Source organism: Chenggangzhangella methanolivorans (assembly GCF_042648545.1).
In the GTDB taxonomy this organism is placed as follows: Bacteria; Pseudomonadota; Alphaproteobacteria; order Rhizobiales; family Methylopilaceae; genus Methylopila; species Methylopila methanolivorans.
The window spans coordinates 115,475-130,049 of record NZ_JBHRXS010000017.1 but is presented as its reverse complement, the minus strand read 5'-3'; the positions used below and the strand labels follow the sequence as shown (position 1 = coordinate 130,049).

Genomic DNA, 14,575 nt, shown 5'->3' with positions numbered 1-14,575 from the left:
CCGATGTCTGCTTCCGCCGTCTGGCGCCCCTTCACCCAGCACGCCGTCGAACCGGCCCCGCCGCGCATCGTCCGCTCGGAGGGCGCCTGGCTTCATGACGCCGAGGGCCGCGCGATCCTCGACGCGATCTCGTCCTGGTGGGTGACGACGCATGGGCACCGCCAGCCGCGCATCATGGCGGCGATCCGGGAGGCGAGCGAGAACCTCGACCAGATCATCTTCGCAGGACTGACCCACGCGCCCGCCGAAGACCTCGCCTCACGCCTCGTCGGCGTCGCGCCGCGCGGCCTCACGCGCGTCTTCTTCTCCGACTCCGGCTCCACCGCCGTCGAGGTCGCGCTGAAGATGGCGCTCGGGACGTTCCAGAACCGCGGCGACCTCAAGCGCGTGCGGATCGCGGCGCTCGAGGGCGGCTATCACGGCGACACGATCGGCACGATGAGCGTCGGCGCGCGCGGCGTCTTCAACGCGCCTTACGCGCCGCTGCTGTTCGAGGTCGAGCGCATCCCCTTCCCTGAGCCCGGCGCCGAGCAGGCGGCCTATGACGCGCTGGAGCGCGCCGGCCGCGACGGCGCGCTGGCGGCGCTCGTGCTCGAGCCGCTGATCCTCGGGGCCGGCGGCATGCTGACCTATCGGCCCGAGGCGCTCTCCGAGATGGCGCGGATCGCGCGCGCGGCCGGGGCGCTCGTCGTCGCCGACGAGGTGATGACCGGCTGGGGCCGCACCGGGACCATGTTCGCCTGCGACCAGGCGGGCCTCGTCCCCGACATCCTCTGCACGTCCAAGGGACTGACCGGCGGCGCCGTCCCGCTCGCCGCGACGCTCGCGCGCGAAGAGATCTTCGAGGCGCATCTGTCGCAGGACCGCGCCAAGACCTTCTTCCATTCCTCCTCCTTCACCGCGAACCCGATCGCCTGCGCAGCCGCGCTCGCCAATCTCGACGTCTGGCGCGACGAGCCCGTGGCGGAGCGCGTCGCGGCGCTCGCGCAAGCTCAGACGGAGCGCGTCCGGGCTTACGAGGACGACCCGAGGTTTGCGAACGCGCGGACCTGCGGAACCATCGCGGCGGTCGACCTGAAGGTTTCTGACGCCGGCTATCTATCTGAGATCGGCCCGAGGCTGCGCGCCTTCTTCCTGGAGCGCGGCCTGCTCATCCGTCCGCTCGGCGACGTCATCTATCTGATGCCGCCCTATTGCGTGACGGCGGCCGAGCTCGACCGCCTGCACGACGCGATCCTCGAAGTGCCCGGCGCGCTGGAGGCGGCGCGATGAGGGCGGCGGGAACCCGCATTCTCGGCCTCGGCCACGCCGTTCCGGCGCGGCGCGTCGGCAACGCCGAGATCGAGGCGCGCGTCGGCGTCGAGCCCGGCTGGATCGAACGGCGAACGGGCGTGCGCGAGCGGCGATGGGCGGAAGACGGCGAGACGCTGTCGGGGCTTGCGGTGGAGGCCGGAGGCGCGGCGCTCCGGGAGGCGGGGATCGATCCGTCCGAGGTCGCGCTGCTGATCCTTGCGACCTCGACCCCCGACCGCCTGCTCCCGCCCTCCTCTCCGCTCGTCGCCCATCGGCTCGGCTTGAAGGCCGGCGCGATCGACATGGCGGGCGCCTGCGGCGGCTTCGTCTATGCGCTCGCGCTCGCCGACGCGCAGGTCCGCGCCAGCGGCCGGGCGGCGCTCGTCGTCGCCGGCAACATCCTGAGCCGCAGGATCAGCTTCGCGGACCGCGGCTCGGCCGCGCTCTTCGGCGACGCGGCGGGCGCCCTCGTGCTCGGCCCGAGCGCCGAGCCGACCGGCGTCGCCGGGCAGTCGCTCGCCTCCGAGGGCTCGGGCTACGGCCTGGTCGGCATCCCGGCGGGCGGCGGCGAGCGGCCGTTTTCGGCCGACGTCCCGATCGAGGACACCCGGATGGCGATCACCGACGGCCGGGGCCTGTTCACCGAGGCGGTGCGGATGATGACCGGTTGCGCCGAGGCCGCGCTCGATGAGGCCGGCGTCGCGGCGGCCGCGGTCGACCGCTTCCTGCCGCATCAGGCCAACAGCCGGATCTTCGCCGCCGTCGGGCGCAAGCTCGGGGTGCGGGAGGAGGCCATGGTCAGCACCATCGCCGACTACGGCAACTCCTCGGCGGCCACGATTCCGCTGTCGCTCGCGCTGTCGCACGCCGCGAAGCCGCTTGGAAAAGGCGAGACGCTGCTGATGACCGCCGCGGGCGCTGGCCTGACGGGCGGCGCCCTGGTGTTCAGGACCTAAGACGCCGTCAGTTGCCCGAGAGCTGCTTCGGCAGGTTGACCGCGTCGGTCGCGGTGTTGGCGACGTTGCGCACCGAGCCGAGGATGTCGAGGAACTTCTTGAACTCGGCGGCGGCGGAGTTCGCCACGTAGAGCACGTCGCGGTCGCGGATCGTGAAGCCCTTGGCGTAGAAATAGGCCTTCGGGTCGCGCAGGTTCACGCGATAGACCACCGGCACCTTGGCCCCGTACGAGCCCTGATAGTCCGGCTTCATCTGCCGCACGGCCGATTCCGGCTCGTAGCGGAACACGAAGAACGCGCCCGGGTCGGAGCGCTGGTCGAGCAGGCCGCCGGCCTTGCCGACCGCCTCGAGCAGCGTGAGCTTCTCGAGCCCGAACTCGATCGGACCGGGCTGCGGCACCGCGCCGAAGGCGAGGAAGATCTCGGGATCCTTCGTCACGTAGATCCGGTCGCCGGCCTGCACGAAGACGTTCTCGGCCGGGTTGTCGATCATGTCCTTCATGATCGCTGAGCCCTGCTTCGAACCGCGCTGCAGGGTGATGCGGGTCTCGTAGGTCGCCTGCCTGGCGCCGCCGGCGTTGGCGATCGCGTCGAGGATGCGGTCGCCAGCCTGGGTGATGGGCTTGCGGCCCGACGTGCCGACCTCGCCGTTGACCACGTAGCTGCGCTGCACGGTCTCGGTGATCTGGACGAGCGCCTGCGGCTGGATCGCGCGGCCCTCGAGGGCGGCCACGATGTCCTTCTCGACCGTCTGGGGCGACTTCGCGCCGGCGATCACCCGGCCCGCATACGGAACCGTGATCGAGCCGTCGCTGTCGACGCGCTGGGTGAAGGTGACGCGGGCGCCGTATTCGCTGGAGAACAGGCCGCCTTGGCCCGCCTCGAACAGCGTGATGCTAAGCGTGTCGCCGACGCCGACGATCTGGCTCGGCGCAGGCGCAGGCGCCGCGAAGCGGCTGGAAAAGGCTGTGACGCGATATTGCGAGAGAATGTCGACGGCGCGCTGGTCGAGATTGACCAGGACATAGTTCTGAAGCGCCTGCTTCTCGGAAACGATATCCTGCGTCGACGGACCCGCCGCCGGCATCGCAGAGCAGCCGGCGAGAAGACCGGCGGCCGCGGCGATGATCGCCAGGCCGGACACCGTGCTGGACCGCATCAATTCCTCACGAACCCGTAACCCCGAGCGATCGGGTTAGCATTGAAGGTATGCGCTGCCAACCGATCGAGGGGCCCGGGCGGGCCGAGCCCCATTTGCGCCATCGCTTGGGCGGCGCGCTGAGACGTTTTAGCAACATTCACCTTAACGAAGCGTGCTCAAGCACCATTCGCCCGACCTCGTCGACGTCGAGGTCGCGCCGCGCGCCCGCAGCCCCGGCCTCAGCCCCGCGCGCGTCCCAGACGATGTAGTCGGCCGCGCGCCGGTCGGGCATGCCCGGATGGATCGTGCGCGCCGGCGCGTGGTCGCCATAGACGCACAGCAGTCCCCCGCCCGGCCGGCGCTTCAGCGCCTCGGCGAGCCGGCCGATCATCCGGTCGGAGTTTTGGAGATGGCGGGCGTATTGGGCGGCGCCGTCGTTGACGCCCGGCAGGCGCCCCGGCCCCCAGGGCCCGTGGTTCTCGATCGTCACGGCGAAGATGAAGAGCGGCCCCTCCGCCGCCTCCACCTCGCCGAGAATCGCCTCCGCGACGGCCGCGTCCCCGACATAGGGGCCGAACCGATCGCTTTCGGAGAACGCGCTCTGATCCACGAACCGGTCGAAGCCGAGCTTCGGCATGAGCTCGTCTCGGGCGAAGAAGCGGCGGTCATAGGGGTGGAGGAAGACGGTCCGCCGCCCCGCCGCCTTCATGCGGCGGCCGATCGAGGCCTCCGCGTAATCCTCCGCCACCAGATAGGGGTCGAACACGTCGAAGCCGACCGAGCCGAGCGGGATCGCGGTGAGGAATCCGAACTCGGCGCGCATGGTGTAGGCGCCCTCCGCCGGAACCCGACAGCGCCCCCAGGCGAGCGCCTCCCTGGACAGCGCGCGATAGGCGGCGAGCTCCGGCCCCGCCTCGCCGCGCGCCGCCACGTCGACGAAGCTCTCGCACTGGATCGCGATCACGACGTCGGGCCCCTGTCCTGCGCGGAGGACGGGGGCCGAGGCGATCGCGGCCCGGGCCTCGGGCGAGGGACGCTCCTGCCGTCGCCAGACCAGCCAGTGCAGCGTCATGGCGGCGCCGAGGCCGAAGCGCGCGACGTCCGCGTCGAGGTCCGGCCGGGCGCCGACGAGCCCCCGCGCGACGTCCGACGCGGTTTTTGATCGGAGCGCCAGAACCGCGGCCGCGCAGACGAGAACCGGGGCCGGCAGAAGCGCCCAGCCGCCCGGCGGCAGGATCGACGGCTCCAGCGCGAACCAGACCACCGTGGCGAGCGCGACCCCGGCGAACACGGCGAGCGCGCGCGGCTCCGCGAGCTTCTCGGCGTAATAGAGCCGCGGATGACGGATCGCGAGCTTCACCAGCGCGAAGTCCGAGAACACGACCGGCTCGCCGAGGATGCGGGCCTTCATGGCGCTGCCCGCCCCGAACAGGAACGCGATCGCGACCGTGACGAAGGCGGCGTGAAACGGACGCCAGGACAGCGCGAAGGCGCCGGCGAACAGCGCAAGATGAAGCGCCAGGCGAATCGCGAGCGCCCGCCGCGGCGCGCGCAGCCCGCCAAGCGACGGCGGCTGGCTCTCGAGCGTCAGCGAGACCAAGAAGGAGAGCGCGAAGGCGACGAGGAGAGCGGTCACCGCAGAAGCCGCCCGATCGGTCCGAGAACGCGATGGCGCGCGAGCGCGTAGGCGTGGCGCCCCCGCGCCAGGAGCCGCCCCTTCGGCGTATCGGCCTTCGCGCGCGCCTCGGCGAGCCGGTCGAGCGCGGTTTCGGGGCCGCAGGGCAGGCCCGAGACCGGGTCGCGGTAAAGCGGATAGAGAATCAGCGTCGCCGCCACGAGTTCGTCGAGGCTGCGGCGCCGGCCGCGGCGGGGATGGGGGGCGAGATCCTCGGTCAGGCCCCAGCCGGCGTAGAACGGCTGGCCGTGGGTCGTCACCTCAAGCCCCCTCAGCAGCGCCTCGAAGCCGCTCAGCGACGTCATGGTCTCGACCGCGCGGAATTGCGGATAGAGCGCGGCGATCGAGCCTTCGACCACCACCGCGTCGGCGAGGCGGGCGAGGTCGGAGGCCGCCACCGCGCCGCGCCGGTAACCGGCGACGACGTCGGGATGGGGCTTGTAGACGATGAAGGCCTCGGGCCGCCGCGCCCGCGCGGCTTCGAGCAGCGCGAGATTGGTGCGCGTCGCGCCCGCGCCCTTGAGGATCGAGGCGTCGTCCTCGACCTGGCCCGGCACGAGCACGCCGAACCGCCCCTCGGGCACCACCGCGCCGGCGGCCTCGCCGACATTGTATTTCGTGACCGCCTCGGCCACGAGCCGCGCCCGGAGCTCCGCCGCGCGAGCGACGAGGCGCGGCCCGATCTCGGCCTCGGCCAGCAGGACCTCGAGGTCGCTCGGCCGCGAGGGGTCGTAGTAGACGCCGCGTTCGTCGAGCACGAGCGAGAGCGGGCCGACGAAGGCCGAGCCGAGGCCGACGGAGCGCAGAAAACCGTCCTCCAGCCGCGCGAACGGAGCGCCGGCCTCCCGCGCCGCCGCCTCGACCTTCTCGGTCGGCCGCGACGCCCATGCGACGACCCGCCCATGGCCGCCGGCCGCGTCCCGCGCCGCCGCCTGCGCCGACGCCGCGAACACCGGCGCGCCGTTGGGGCCGGCGAGGAAGCCCTGCAGGAACGGGCGCTTCCACCGCGTGATCCCCACCGCATAGGAGCGCCGGGCGAGCCGCGCCCGCGCCTCGAGAATGTCCTGCGCGACGTCGAGCGCGCGCGACAGCGGGATCCGGCGGCGGTCGTAGGGGTCGAGCCAGACGAGGCCGGGATCGAGCAGGTCCGCGCCGCTCTCGATGAGCAACTCACCCGGCCCGGTTGTGGCGATTAGACGCGCCACAGCCTCGGCGGCCTCGTCGGCGGTCAAGCCGGGCGGAGGCCCGGGCGGCGCGCCGACGGCCCGATAGCCCAGCGACCGTTTCCGCCGATCTAATTCGACTATTCTTATGGGGTTTACGGACAGCGTTATCAGCGCGGCCTTTTTCGCAGTCGCAACATCGCGCGCTTCGGCTTCGCGATCGTCTCCGGCGGTCGTTAACACTGCGGTAATCATCGAACGACTACCAAAATGTCGTGTGACCGGACGCGCCGCGATCGCCTCGGCTTCCGCGGACTTCTCCTGCAACCGGCTGGAAATGATTGCGACTTCCCCGACGCTGTGGTTCAAATGGCTGGTCCGAGGCTTGTCTATGCGATCGACGGTCCAGCGCTAGCCGCGCAGGGCCGAGGATGCAACGCTTGGCTGGCCGAATCCGGAAGCGATTGTTCGCAATCGCAACAACCGGACGGACGGGGGCATCGAGAGGACGGGGGCCGCGTTCGAGCGGGGCTCGTTCGCGGGCAGGTTTTATGACCGAAGGCGCAGACCAGACCGGGGGGCGGCCAGGCCGCACGTTCCTGTTCCTGCAAGGCCTCGCGTCTCCGTTTTTCGTGCGGCTCGGCCACGCGCTCAAGGAGCGCGGCTACGGCGTCGCGCGCGTCAATCTTAACCTCGGCGATCGACTGTTCTGGAACATCCCGGGCGCCGTCGACTATCGCGGCGCGTTCGAGGACTGGCGCGGCTTCCTCTCGCGCTTCATGGACGAGCGCGGCGTGACCGACCTCGTCCTGTTCGGCGACGGGCGCCCCTATCACCGCGTCGCCATCGCCACGGCCCAGCTCCGCGGCGTGCGCGTCCACGTGTTCGAGGAAGGCTACTTCCGGCCGAACTGGATCACGCTCGAGGAAGGCGGCGTCAACGGCTTCTCGGGCCTGCCGCGCGATCCCGAGACGATCGACCGCGTCGCCTCCGAGCTCGCCGAGACGACCGAGCCGACGCCGATCGCCGGCGACATGCGCGCCCGCACCTTCTGGGACGTGCTCTACAATCTCAGCCAGGTGTTCTTCCCCTACTTCTTCCCGCGCTATCGCCGCTACCGCCCGAACCACTGCCTGGTGGAGTATGGCGGCTGGCTCGGCCGCATGGTGCGCAAGAAGGCCGAGGCGCGCCGCGCCGAAGCGGTGGAGCGCATGCTGCGCCGGGGCAAGGCGCCTTACTTCCTGCTGCCGCTCCAGCTCGACAGCGACTACCAGATCCGCCTGCATTCGCCGTTCAGCGCGATGACCGAGGTGGTGGAGTTCGTCGCCCGCTCCTTCGCGGCCCATGCGCCGGCCAACGCCAAGCTCGTGGTGAAGCTGCATCCGCTCGATAACGGCCTCGTGAACCGCCGCAAGGCGACGCAGATCGCCGCCCACCGCACCGGCCTCGGCGACCGCCTGGTCTATCTCGACGGCGGCGACGGCGACCAGCTCGTCCAGAACGCGGCCGGCGTCGTTGTGGTCAACAGCACCATGGGCACCATGGCGCTCGAGCGCGGCGTGCCCACCATCGCCATCGGTCAGGCGATCTACGACATCGAGGGCATGACCCATCAGGGCACGCTCGAGGGCTTCTGGACCGCGCCGATCGCGCCGCAGCCGGAGCGCGTGGCCGCCTTCCGCAAGGTCGTGGCGGCCCGCACCCAGCTCAATGGCGGCTTCTACTCGCGCGAGGCGATCAGCATCGCGGTCGAGAACTCGGTCGCCCGGCTCGCCGAGATGGCCCCTGTCGGTCATGCGCGCCCGGCCGCGATCGAGTGGACGAGCGGCTACCCGCCGGCCGCAGCCTCGGTCGTTCCGGGCGAGTGACCAACCGCATTTCGAGTTCGATCGTCCTGACAGGCGCCGGTCGCGGGATCGGCGCGGCGCTCGCGCGCGAATACGCCGCCGAGGGCGCCGCGATGCTGCTGATCGGCCGCGACGCCGGCCGCCTCGAAGAGGTCGCGGCCGATTGCCGGGCCAAGGGCGCGACGGTCGAGACGGCGTCCGTGGACGTGGTCGACTCCGACGCGCTCGCGGCCTCCATCCTCGCCTTCGACGCCGCCCATCCGGTCGATGTCGTGATCGCGAACGCCGGCGTGTCGGGCGGCCTCGAACCGGGCCGCCGCGCCGAGACCTTCGCGACCGCCCAGCGGCAGCTCCGCATCAACCTCGAGGGCATGGTCGCGACCGTGACCCCGCTGATCGAGCCGATGCGCGCGCGCAAGCGCGGCCGCATCGCGGTGATGAGCTCGCTCGCGGCGCTTCAGCCGGTCGGCGACACGCCGGCCTACTCCGCCTCCAAGGCCGGCGTGCTGGCCTGGGGCGAGGCGCTCGGCGACTTCCTCGCGCCTGAGGGAATTTCGGTCAGCGTCATCTGCCCGGGCTTCGTCACCAGCGACATGAGCCAACGCTATCTCGGGCCGAAGCCCTGGGAGATGTCGGCGGAAGCTGCGGCAAAGCTCATCCGCCGCAAGATCGAGCGCGGCGCGCCGGTCATCGCCTTCCCCTGGCAGATCGTGGCGGCGATCCGGGCCGGCCGCGCGCTGCCGCGCTTCGTGCGGCGCATGTTCCTCGCGCGCGTGCCGGTCGAGATCGCGCCTGACGCGAAGGGTTGAGGCGGTGGCGGCCCGCACCGGCGCCGAGATTCTCGTCGACGCGCTGCTCGCCAACGGGCTGAGGCTCGGCTTCGGGGTTCCGGGCGAGAGCTATCTCGCCGTGCTCGAGGCGATGCGGGCCAAGGGCTTCGACTTCCTCACCTGCCGGCAGGAAGGCGGGGCCGCGATGATGGCGGACGCCGCCGGCAAGCTCACGGGCCGGCCGGGCCTCTGCTTCGCGACGCGCGGCCCCGGCGCCGCCAACGCCTTCGCAGGCGTGCATGTGGCGGCGCAGGATTCGACCCCGATGATCCTGTTCGTCGGCCAGATCGCGCGCGGCTTCCGCCACCGCGAGGCGTTTCAGGAGCTCGACCACCGCGCCGTGTTCGGGTCCGTCGCCAAATGGGCGGTCGAGATCGACGACGCCGCGCGCATTCCCGAACTCGTCTCCCGCGCGATCCGCGTGGCGACGCAAGGCCGGCCGGGACCCGTGATCATGGCCATGCCCGAGGACATGCTGGACGAGGCCGCCGAGGTCGCCGACGCGCCGCCCGTCGTCGCGGCAGAGACGTGGCCCGGCCTCACCGACATGGCGGCGCTCCAGAAGCTGCTGTGGGCCGCCGAGCGCCCGATCGCGCTCGTCGGCGGATCTCGCTGGTCGGAGACCGCGGTCGGCCGCCTCAAGCGCTTCGCGGAGCGGTTCGCGCTGCCTGTGGCCGCCACCTTCCGACGCCAGATGCTGTTTCCGGCCGACCACGCCTGCTACGCCGGCGATCTCGGCATCGCGCCCAATCCGAAACTGCGCAAGCGGGTCGAGAACGCCGACCTCGTGCTGCTGATCGGCGGGCGGCTCGGCGAAATGCCGAGCCAGGGCTACGAGGTCCTCTCCGTTCCCGCGCCGCGCCAAAAACTCGTCCACGTCCATCCGGACCCGGAGGAGCTCGGCCGGGTCTACCAGCCGGCGCTCGCGATCAACGCCTCGCCGACGGCCTTCGCGGCGGCGCTCGAGGCCGTCCAGCCGCCGCAGGAGATCGGCTGGCGGGCTGAGACCGAAGCCGCCCGCGCCGACTATCTCGACTGGACCCGCGAGGTTCCGGCCCATCCCGGCGAAGTCCAGATGCGCGAGGTGATGGCGGCCTTCGCGACGCTGCCGCCGGACGCGATCGTCACCAACGGCGCGGGCAATTATTCGGGCTGGTTCCACCGCTTCCACCGCGTCACGCGCTACGGAAGCCAGGCCGCGCCGACCTCTGGCTCGATGGGTTACGGCCTGCCCGGCGCGATCGCGGCCAAGCGCCTCAATCCCGAGCGCGAGGTGGTGGCGCTTGCGGGCGACGGCTGCTTCCTGATGACCGGGCAGGAGCTCGCGACGGCGGTCCAGTACGGGCTCGGCGTCGTCGCGCTGGTGTTCGACAACGGCCAGCTCGGGACGATCCGCATGCATCAGGAGCGCGAATTCCCCGACCGGCCGTTCGCGACCGCGCTTCGGAACCCGGACTTCGCCGACTATGCGCGGGCCTTCGGCGCGGAAGGGTTTTCGGTCACGAAGGCGGGAGAGTTCGCGGACGCCTTCGGGCTCGCGCGGGCCGCCGCGCTCGAAGGCCGGCCCGCGGTGGTGCATGTCCGCATCCACCCCGACGCCATCTCGGCGACGAAGACGCTGGACGAAATCCGCGAAGGCAAACCCAAGGGCGACTAAACCTCAGCCGTCATCCCGGCCGAAGAGCCGGGATCCAGAACCGAACCGGCCAGCCAGGCTCACGAAGCGCGTCGGCTCTGGATCCCGGGTCAGGCCCGGGATGACGGGCTGAGGTTCAGTCGCCTATTTCCCCGCGCCGGCCTTCGCCTTTTCGATTGCGGGCATCAGCTTCACGCGCACCGCCTCTTCCGAGAGCGGCCCCACGAACTTGAACGCGATCCGCCCCTGCCCGTCGACCACGAAGGTCTCGGGCACGCCATAGACGCCCCACTCGATCGAGGCGCGGCCGGCGGCGTCCACGCCCACCTTGCCGTAGGGGTTGCCGAGGCCGCCGAGGAAGCGCCGGGCGTTCTCGGGCGAATCCTTGTAGTTCAGTCCGACGATCGGCAGGCCCTGATCCTTCAGGCGCATCAGCATGGGATGCTCGTCGCGGCAGGGACCGCACCAGGAGGCAAAGACGTTGACGAGCGTGACCTCGCCAGCCGCGAGGTCGGCGCGCGAGAAGCCCGGCACGGCCGCGCCGTCGCGGGTCAGGCCCTCGAGGGCGGGCAGCGTCATGTCGGGCGCGGGACGGCCGATGAGGGCGGAAGGGAGCGCCGCGGGGTCGCCGCTGTAGAGCCGCCCGTAGAGCAGCGCCGCGAGCGCGGCGAAGATCACGAGCGGAATGAGGAGATAGCGGCGCCGGCCCGACGTCGTCCGGGGCGCGTCGCCCGTCCGGATCTCGCTCATCGGGCGGACCTGCGGCGCGGGTTCGCGGCCTCGAGCGCCTTCAGGGCGCGGGTCTGGACGCGGTGGTCGACCCATGTCCAGAGGATGAGGCCCGCCACGACCACGAAGCCGATGCCGTAGGAGGCGGCGATGAAGCCGAAATGGGGGCCGGTCATTCCGCGGGCTCCGGGACGAAGGCGGCGGCCGCCGTGGTGATGCGCAGCGTGCGCAGGCGTCGGCGGATGAGCTCCGTGCGCATCGCCACGAGATGCAGCGTCAGGAACAGCAGCGTGAAGCCGAGCGCGCAGACGAGCAGCGGGATGAGGATCGAGGAGTCCATCGCGGGCTTGCCCGCCCGGATCACCGAGGCCGGCTGGTGCAGCGTGTTCCACCAGTCGACCGAGAACTTGATGATCGGGATGTTGATCGAGCCGACGAGCGTGAGGATCGCGCAGGCCTTGGCGGCGCGCGAGGGCTCCTCGATGGCCGAGCGCAACGCCATCAGGCCGAGATACATCAGGAAGAGGATCAGGAACGAGGTGAGCCGCGCGTCCCACACCCACCAGGTTCCCCACATCGGCTTGCCCCAGAGCGAGCCGGTGGCGAGCGCGAGGAAGGTGAAGGCCGCGCCGATCGGGGCCGCGGCCTTGGCGGAGACGTCGGCCAGCGGGTGCTTCCAGACGAGCACCCCGACGCTCGCGATCGCCATGATGACGAAGCCCATCATGCCGAGCCACGCCGAGGGCACGTGCAGGAACATGATCCGCACCGTTTCGCCCTGCTGGTAGTCGGCGGGCGCGACGAACAGGCCCTGATAGAGCCCGGCCCCGAGCACGAGCGCGGTCGCGCCGACGAGCCAGGGCGTGGCGCGGCTCGCGAAGGCGTTGAAGCGCGCAGGGTTCGCGAGCGAGGAGACGGCTGAGATCAGGCCCATTGGCGAAGCGCTCGTCATCCCGCACGGCGGCGCGAGCCGACGGGCCGGGATCGTCATCAGGTTGAGGCGCCCTCTCCGGAGCACGGTCCCGGCTCTCCGCTTCGCTTCGGCCGGGACGACGCCGTTTGTTCCGCGTCTAATTAGGACGCCTTGGCGCGCGATGAAACGGTCCTTCCGTCGCAATCGCTTGAACCACCGCAGTTATGCTCGGCCGAAGGCCAGGTATCCGCGATTTCGGCTCGCTTCGCAGGGCATGACGGGACGCGCGGTCCTCAGTCCCTGAGCGCCTTCAGCGCGCCTGCGGCGGCGAACGGCCCGAGCGCCGCATAGCCGAGCGCGAGCCCGGCGAGCGCCATCAGCGCGCCGGAGGCCTCCGGCCCGTCGCCGCTCGCCGCGACGCCGAAGATCAGCACCGGGATCGACAGCGGCAGGATCAGCACCGGCACCAGCAGCCCGCCGCGCCTCAAGCCGACCGTCAGCGCCGCCCCGACGGCGCCGAGGCAGGCGAGCGCGGGCGTGCCGACGAGCAGCGCGATCGTCACCCGGCCGAGCCCTTGCGAAGCGATGTCCAGCATCACGCCGAAGAGCGGCGCGGCGAGCACCAGCGGCAGGCCCGTGGTCAGCCAATGCGCAAAAATCTTGGCCGCCACCAGCGTCCCGAGCGAGGCGGGCGCGAGATGGAGGAGATCGAGGCCGCCGTCCTCGTGATCGGCCTGCAGCAGGCGGTCGAGGCCGAGCAACGTCGCGAGCAGCGCGCCGAGCCACAGGATCGCCGGACCGATCCGCCGCAGCAGCGCGAGGTCGGGGCCGATGGCGAAGGGGGTCAGCGTGACGACGATCAGGAAGAACACGACGCCGAGCCCCGCCCCGCCGCCGCGGGCGAGCGCGAGGTCGCGCGTCAGCACGGCCGCGACGGGTGAACGCATGAGCGTGAACTGGGCCTGTGAACGAGTGCTCGGCGACGGCGTTTCATCTCAAGCCGCCCGAGAGCGGCATAGCCCCTAGGGAGACTCCTGTCATGTCCGCCGTACGCATCCCGTTCCTCGCCGGTCTCGCGCTCGCCGCAGGCCTTGGCGGGGTCTTCGCTTCCCCCGCGCTCGCCGACAGTTCTGCGGCGCAGAACGCCAAGGTCGGGATCGCGCAGGCGATCGAGGCGGCGGAGAAGGCCGGCATGGGCAAGGCCACGGAGGCCGATTTCGACGACGACGGCGGCGGCCGCTGGGAGGTCAAGGTTCTGGCCGAGGGCGGGAACAAGCTCACCGAGTTCCATGTCGACCCGAATTCCGGGCAGGTGACGGGCCAGGAAGAGCAGACCTTTGAGAAGTACTTCGTGATGCTGAAGCCCGAGAACTTCCAGAAGGCGCAGGTCCAGCTCAAGGACGCGATCGCGGCCGCCGAAGCCATGGTCAAGGGCAAGGCGACCTCCGCGGAGGTCGAGCGCGACGGCGAGGCGGTCGCCTATGAGATCGACGTCGCGACCGCTGACGGCGACAAGGACGTCAAGGTCGACGCGATGGGCAAGGCGACTCCGGACTGATTTCCGGACGCTCCCGTCAGCCGCCTCCCTCCCTTGGTGACAGGGGAGGGAGAACCGCGGCCTTACTCCGCGGGAACAGTCACGACCGTCCCCAACTCCAGCGTCTCGGCCTCGAAACCGAGCGCGAGATGGGTGGCGGCCACCACCATGCCGCCTTTGGCGCGGTGCTCGGCGACGAGTTCGCCCAGCAGTCGCTGGCCTGCGGCGTCGAGCGCCGCGGTCGGTTCGTCGAGCAACCAGACGGGACGGGGCGCGGCGAGCAGGCGGGCGATCGCGAGGCGCCGCTTCTGGCCGGCCGACAGCGTCGATCCGGGAAGCTCGGCGATCGCCCCAAGCCCGACCCGGGCGAGCGCGGCCGTCAGATCGCCCTCCCCGCCCAGCAGATCGCGAGCGAAGCGAAGATTGCGGACGACCGACAGTCCCGGCTTCACCGCGTCCTGATGGCCGAGCAGATGCATCCGTTCGCGCGGCTCGAACTCGTCCTCGCCTTCGAGCCTCACCTCGCCCGAAAGCGGCTTCAGCAGGCCCGCGATCGTCCGCAGCAGCGTCGACTTGCCGGCCCCGTTCGGCCCGACGACGGCGAGCGCGCCGCCGGCGGGAACCGCGAAGCCGACGCCCGACAGCACCGGGCGTCCGCCGCGCGTGACGACAAGGTCGCTCGCAACGAGCCTCATGAGCGCCCCGCGACCATTGCGACTGACGCCCTCGCGCCCATATTCAGAAAAACTAGCGATCTGGTTTCAGAAAAAATTGAAGCCGTGTCTTTTGCGTCGCCGTCCGGCCGGGCGTCGCGGAGATGGACGCAACTCGGCGGGAAACCGGGCGAAAGCCGCT

General features: G+C 71.1%; 14 protein-coding genes. 6 read left to right on the top strand and 8 right to left on the bottom strand.

Features of this window, described 5'->3' with window-relative positions:
- Positions 1-3 precede the first annotated feature (3 nt).
- Together ACFOWB_RS24760 and ACFOWB_RS24755 are read left to right on the top strand one after the other, a co-directional pair.
- On the top strand, positions 4-1,272 hold the full coding sequence (locus tag ACFOWB_RS24760; RefSeq protein WP_378149985.1) for an adenosylmethionine--8-amino-7-oxononanoate transaminase: 1,269 nt from the start codon (positions 4-6) through the stop codon (positions 1,270-1,272).
- Positions 1,269-2,249, top strand: a complete 981-nt coding sequence (locus tag ACFOWB_RS24755; RefSeq protein ID WP_378149983.1) for a beta-ketoacyl-ACP synthase III — start codon at positions 1,269-1,271, stop codon at positions 2,247-2,249. The genes ACFOWB_RS24760 and ACFOWB_RS24755 overlap by 4 nt, the downstream gene beginning before the upstream one ends.
- Positions 2,250-2,256: 7 nt before the next feature.
- On the opposite strand, the gene ACFOWB_RS24750 is transcribed toward ACFOWB_RS24755, so the two are convergent.
- The 3 genes from ACFOWB_RS24750 to ACFOWB_RS24740 form a co-directional block, all read right to left on the bottom strand.
- On the bottom strand, positions 2,257-3,408 hold the full coding sequence (locus ACFOWB_RS24750; RefSeq protein ID WP_378149981.1) for a polysaccharide biosynthesis/export family protein: 1,152 nt from the start codon (positions 3,406-3,408) through the stop codon (positions 2,257-2,259).
- A gap of 139 nt (positions 3,409-3,547) precedes the next feature.
- Positions 3,548-5,026: an LTA synthase family protein gene (locus tag ACFOWB_RS24745; RefSeq protein WP_261405240.1), complete on the bottom strand. Its 1,479-nt coding sequence runs from the start codon at positions 5,024-5,026 to the stop codon at positions 3,548-3,550.
- Positions 5,023-6,297 carry a capsular polysaccharide export protein, LipB/KpsS family gene (locus tag ACFOWB_RS24740; protein ID WP_261405241.1) on the bottom strand — a complete coding sequence of 425 codons (1,275 nt, stop codon included), beginning with the start codon at positions 6,295-6,297 and terminating at the stop codon, positions 5,023-5,025. Before ACFOWB_RS24740 ends, ACFOWB_RS24745 begins: the two co-directional genes overlap by 4 nt.
- 482 nt (positions 6,298-6,779) lie before the next feature.
- Between ACFOWB_RS24740 and ACFOWB_RS24735 the strand changes: the two genes are divergently transcribed.
- The 3 genes from ACFOWB_RS24735 to ACFOWB_RS24725 are packed head-to-tail and all read left to right on the top strand — an operon-like array spanning position 6,780 to position 10,562.
- The gene (locus tag ACFOWB_RS24735; RefSeq protein WP_261405242.1) at positions 6,780-8,096 is read left to right on the top strand and encodes a capsule biosynthesis protein; all 1,317 of its coding nucleotides are present in this window, start codon (positions 6,780-6,782) and stop codon (positions 8,094-8,096) included.
- Complete coding sequence (locus ACFOWB_RS24730; RefSeq protein ID WP_261405243.1) at positions 8,093-8,884, top strand: SDR family NAD(P)-dependent oxidoreductase; 792 nt, start codon at positions 8,093-8,095, stop codon at positions 8,882-8,884. Before ACFOWB_RS24735 ends, ACFOWB_RS24730 begins: the two co-directional genes overlap by 4 nt.
- A gap of 4 nt (positions 8,885-8,888) precedes the next feature.
- The gene (locus ACFOWB_RS24725; RefSeq protein ID WP_261405244.1) at positions 8,889-10,562 is read left to right on the top strand and encodes a thiamine pyrophosphate-binding protein; all 1,674 of its coding nucleotides are present in this window, start codon (positions 8,889-8,891) and stop codon (positions 10,560-10,562) included.
- A gap of 123 nt (positions 10,563-10,685) precedes the next feature.
- Here the strand turns inward: ACFOWB_RS24725 and ACFOWB_RS24720 are convergent, their stop codons facing one another.
- The 4 genes from ACFOWB_RS24720 to ccmB all read right to left on the bottom strand — a co-directional run bounded on the left by ACFOWB_RS24720 (position 10,686) and on the right by ccmB (position 13,130).
- Positions 10,686-11,291, bottom strand: a complete 606-nt coding sequence (locus ACFOWB_RS24720) for a DsbE family thiol:disulfide interchange protein (RefSeq protein ID WP_261405245.1) — start codon at positions 11,289-11,291, stop codon at positions 10,686-10,688.
- Entirely contained in the window at positions 11,288-11,446 is a 159-nt protein-coding gene (ccmD, locus tag ACFOWB_RS24715) for a heme exporter protein CcmD (RefSeq protein WP_261405246.1), read from the bottom strand. The genes ACFOWB_RS24720 and ccmD overlap by 4 nt, the downstream gene beginning before the upstream one ends.
- On the bottom strand, positions 11,443-12,204 hold the full coding sequence (locus tag ACFOWB_RS24710) for a heme ABC transporter permease (protein ID WP_261405715.1): 762 nt from the start codon (positions 12,202-12,204) through the stop codon (positions 11,443-11,445). Before ACFOWB_RS24710 ends, ccmD begins: the two co-directional genes overlap by 4 nt.
- A 272-nt stretch (positions 12,205-12,476) precedes the next feature.
- Positions 12,477-13,130, bottom strand: coding sequence for a heme exporter protein CcmB (gene ccmB / locus ACFOWB_RS24705; RefSeq protein WP_261405247.1), 654 nt, complete (start codon positions 13,128-13,130; stop codon positions 12,477-12,479).
- 92 nt (positions 13,131-13,222) lie between these two features.
- Between ccmB and ACFOWB_RS24700 the strand changes: the two genes are divergently transcribed.
- Complete coding sequence (locus tag ACFOWB_RS24700; RefSeq protein ID WP_261405248.1) at positions 13,223-13,741, top strand: PepSY domain-containing protein; 519 nt, start codon at positions 13,223-13,225, stop codon at positions 13,739-13,741.
- A 62-nt stretch (positions 13,742-13,803) separates the two neighbouring features.
- Here ACFOWB_RS24700 and ccmA read toward each other — a convergent pair whose 3' ends face one another.
- Positions 13,804-14,415, bottom strand: coding sequence for a heme ABC exporter ATP-binding protein CcmA (ccmA, locus tag ACFOWB_RS24695; RefSeq protein ID WP_261405249.1), 612 nt, complete (start codon positions 14,413-14,415; stop codon positions 13,804-13,806).
- Between the last annotated feature and the right edge of the window lie 160 nt (positions 14,416-14,575).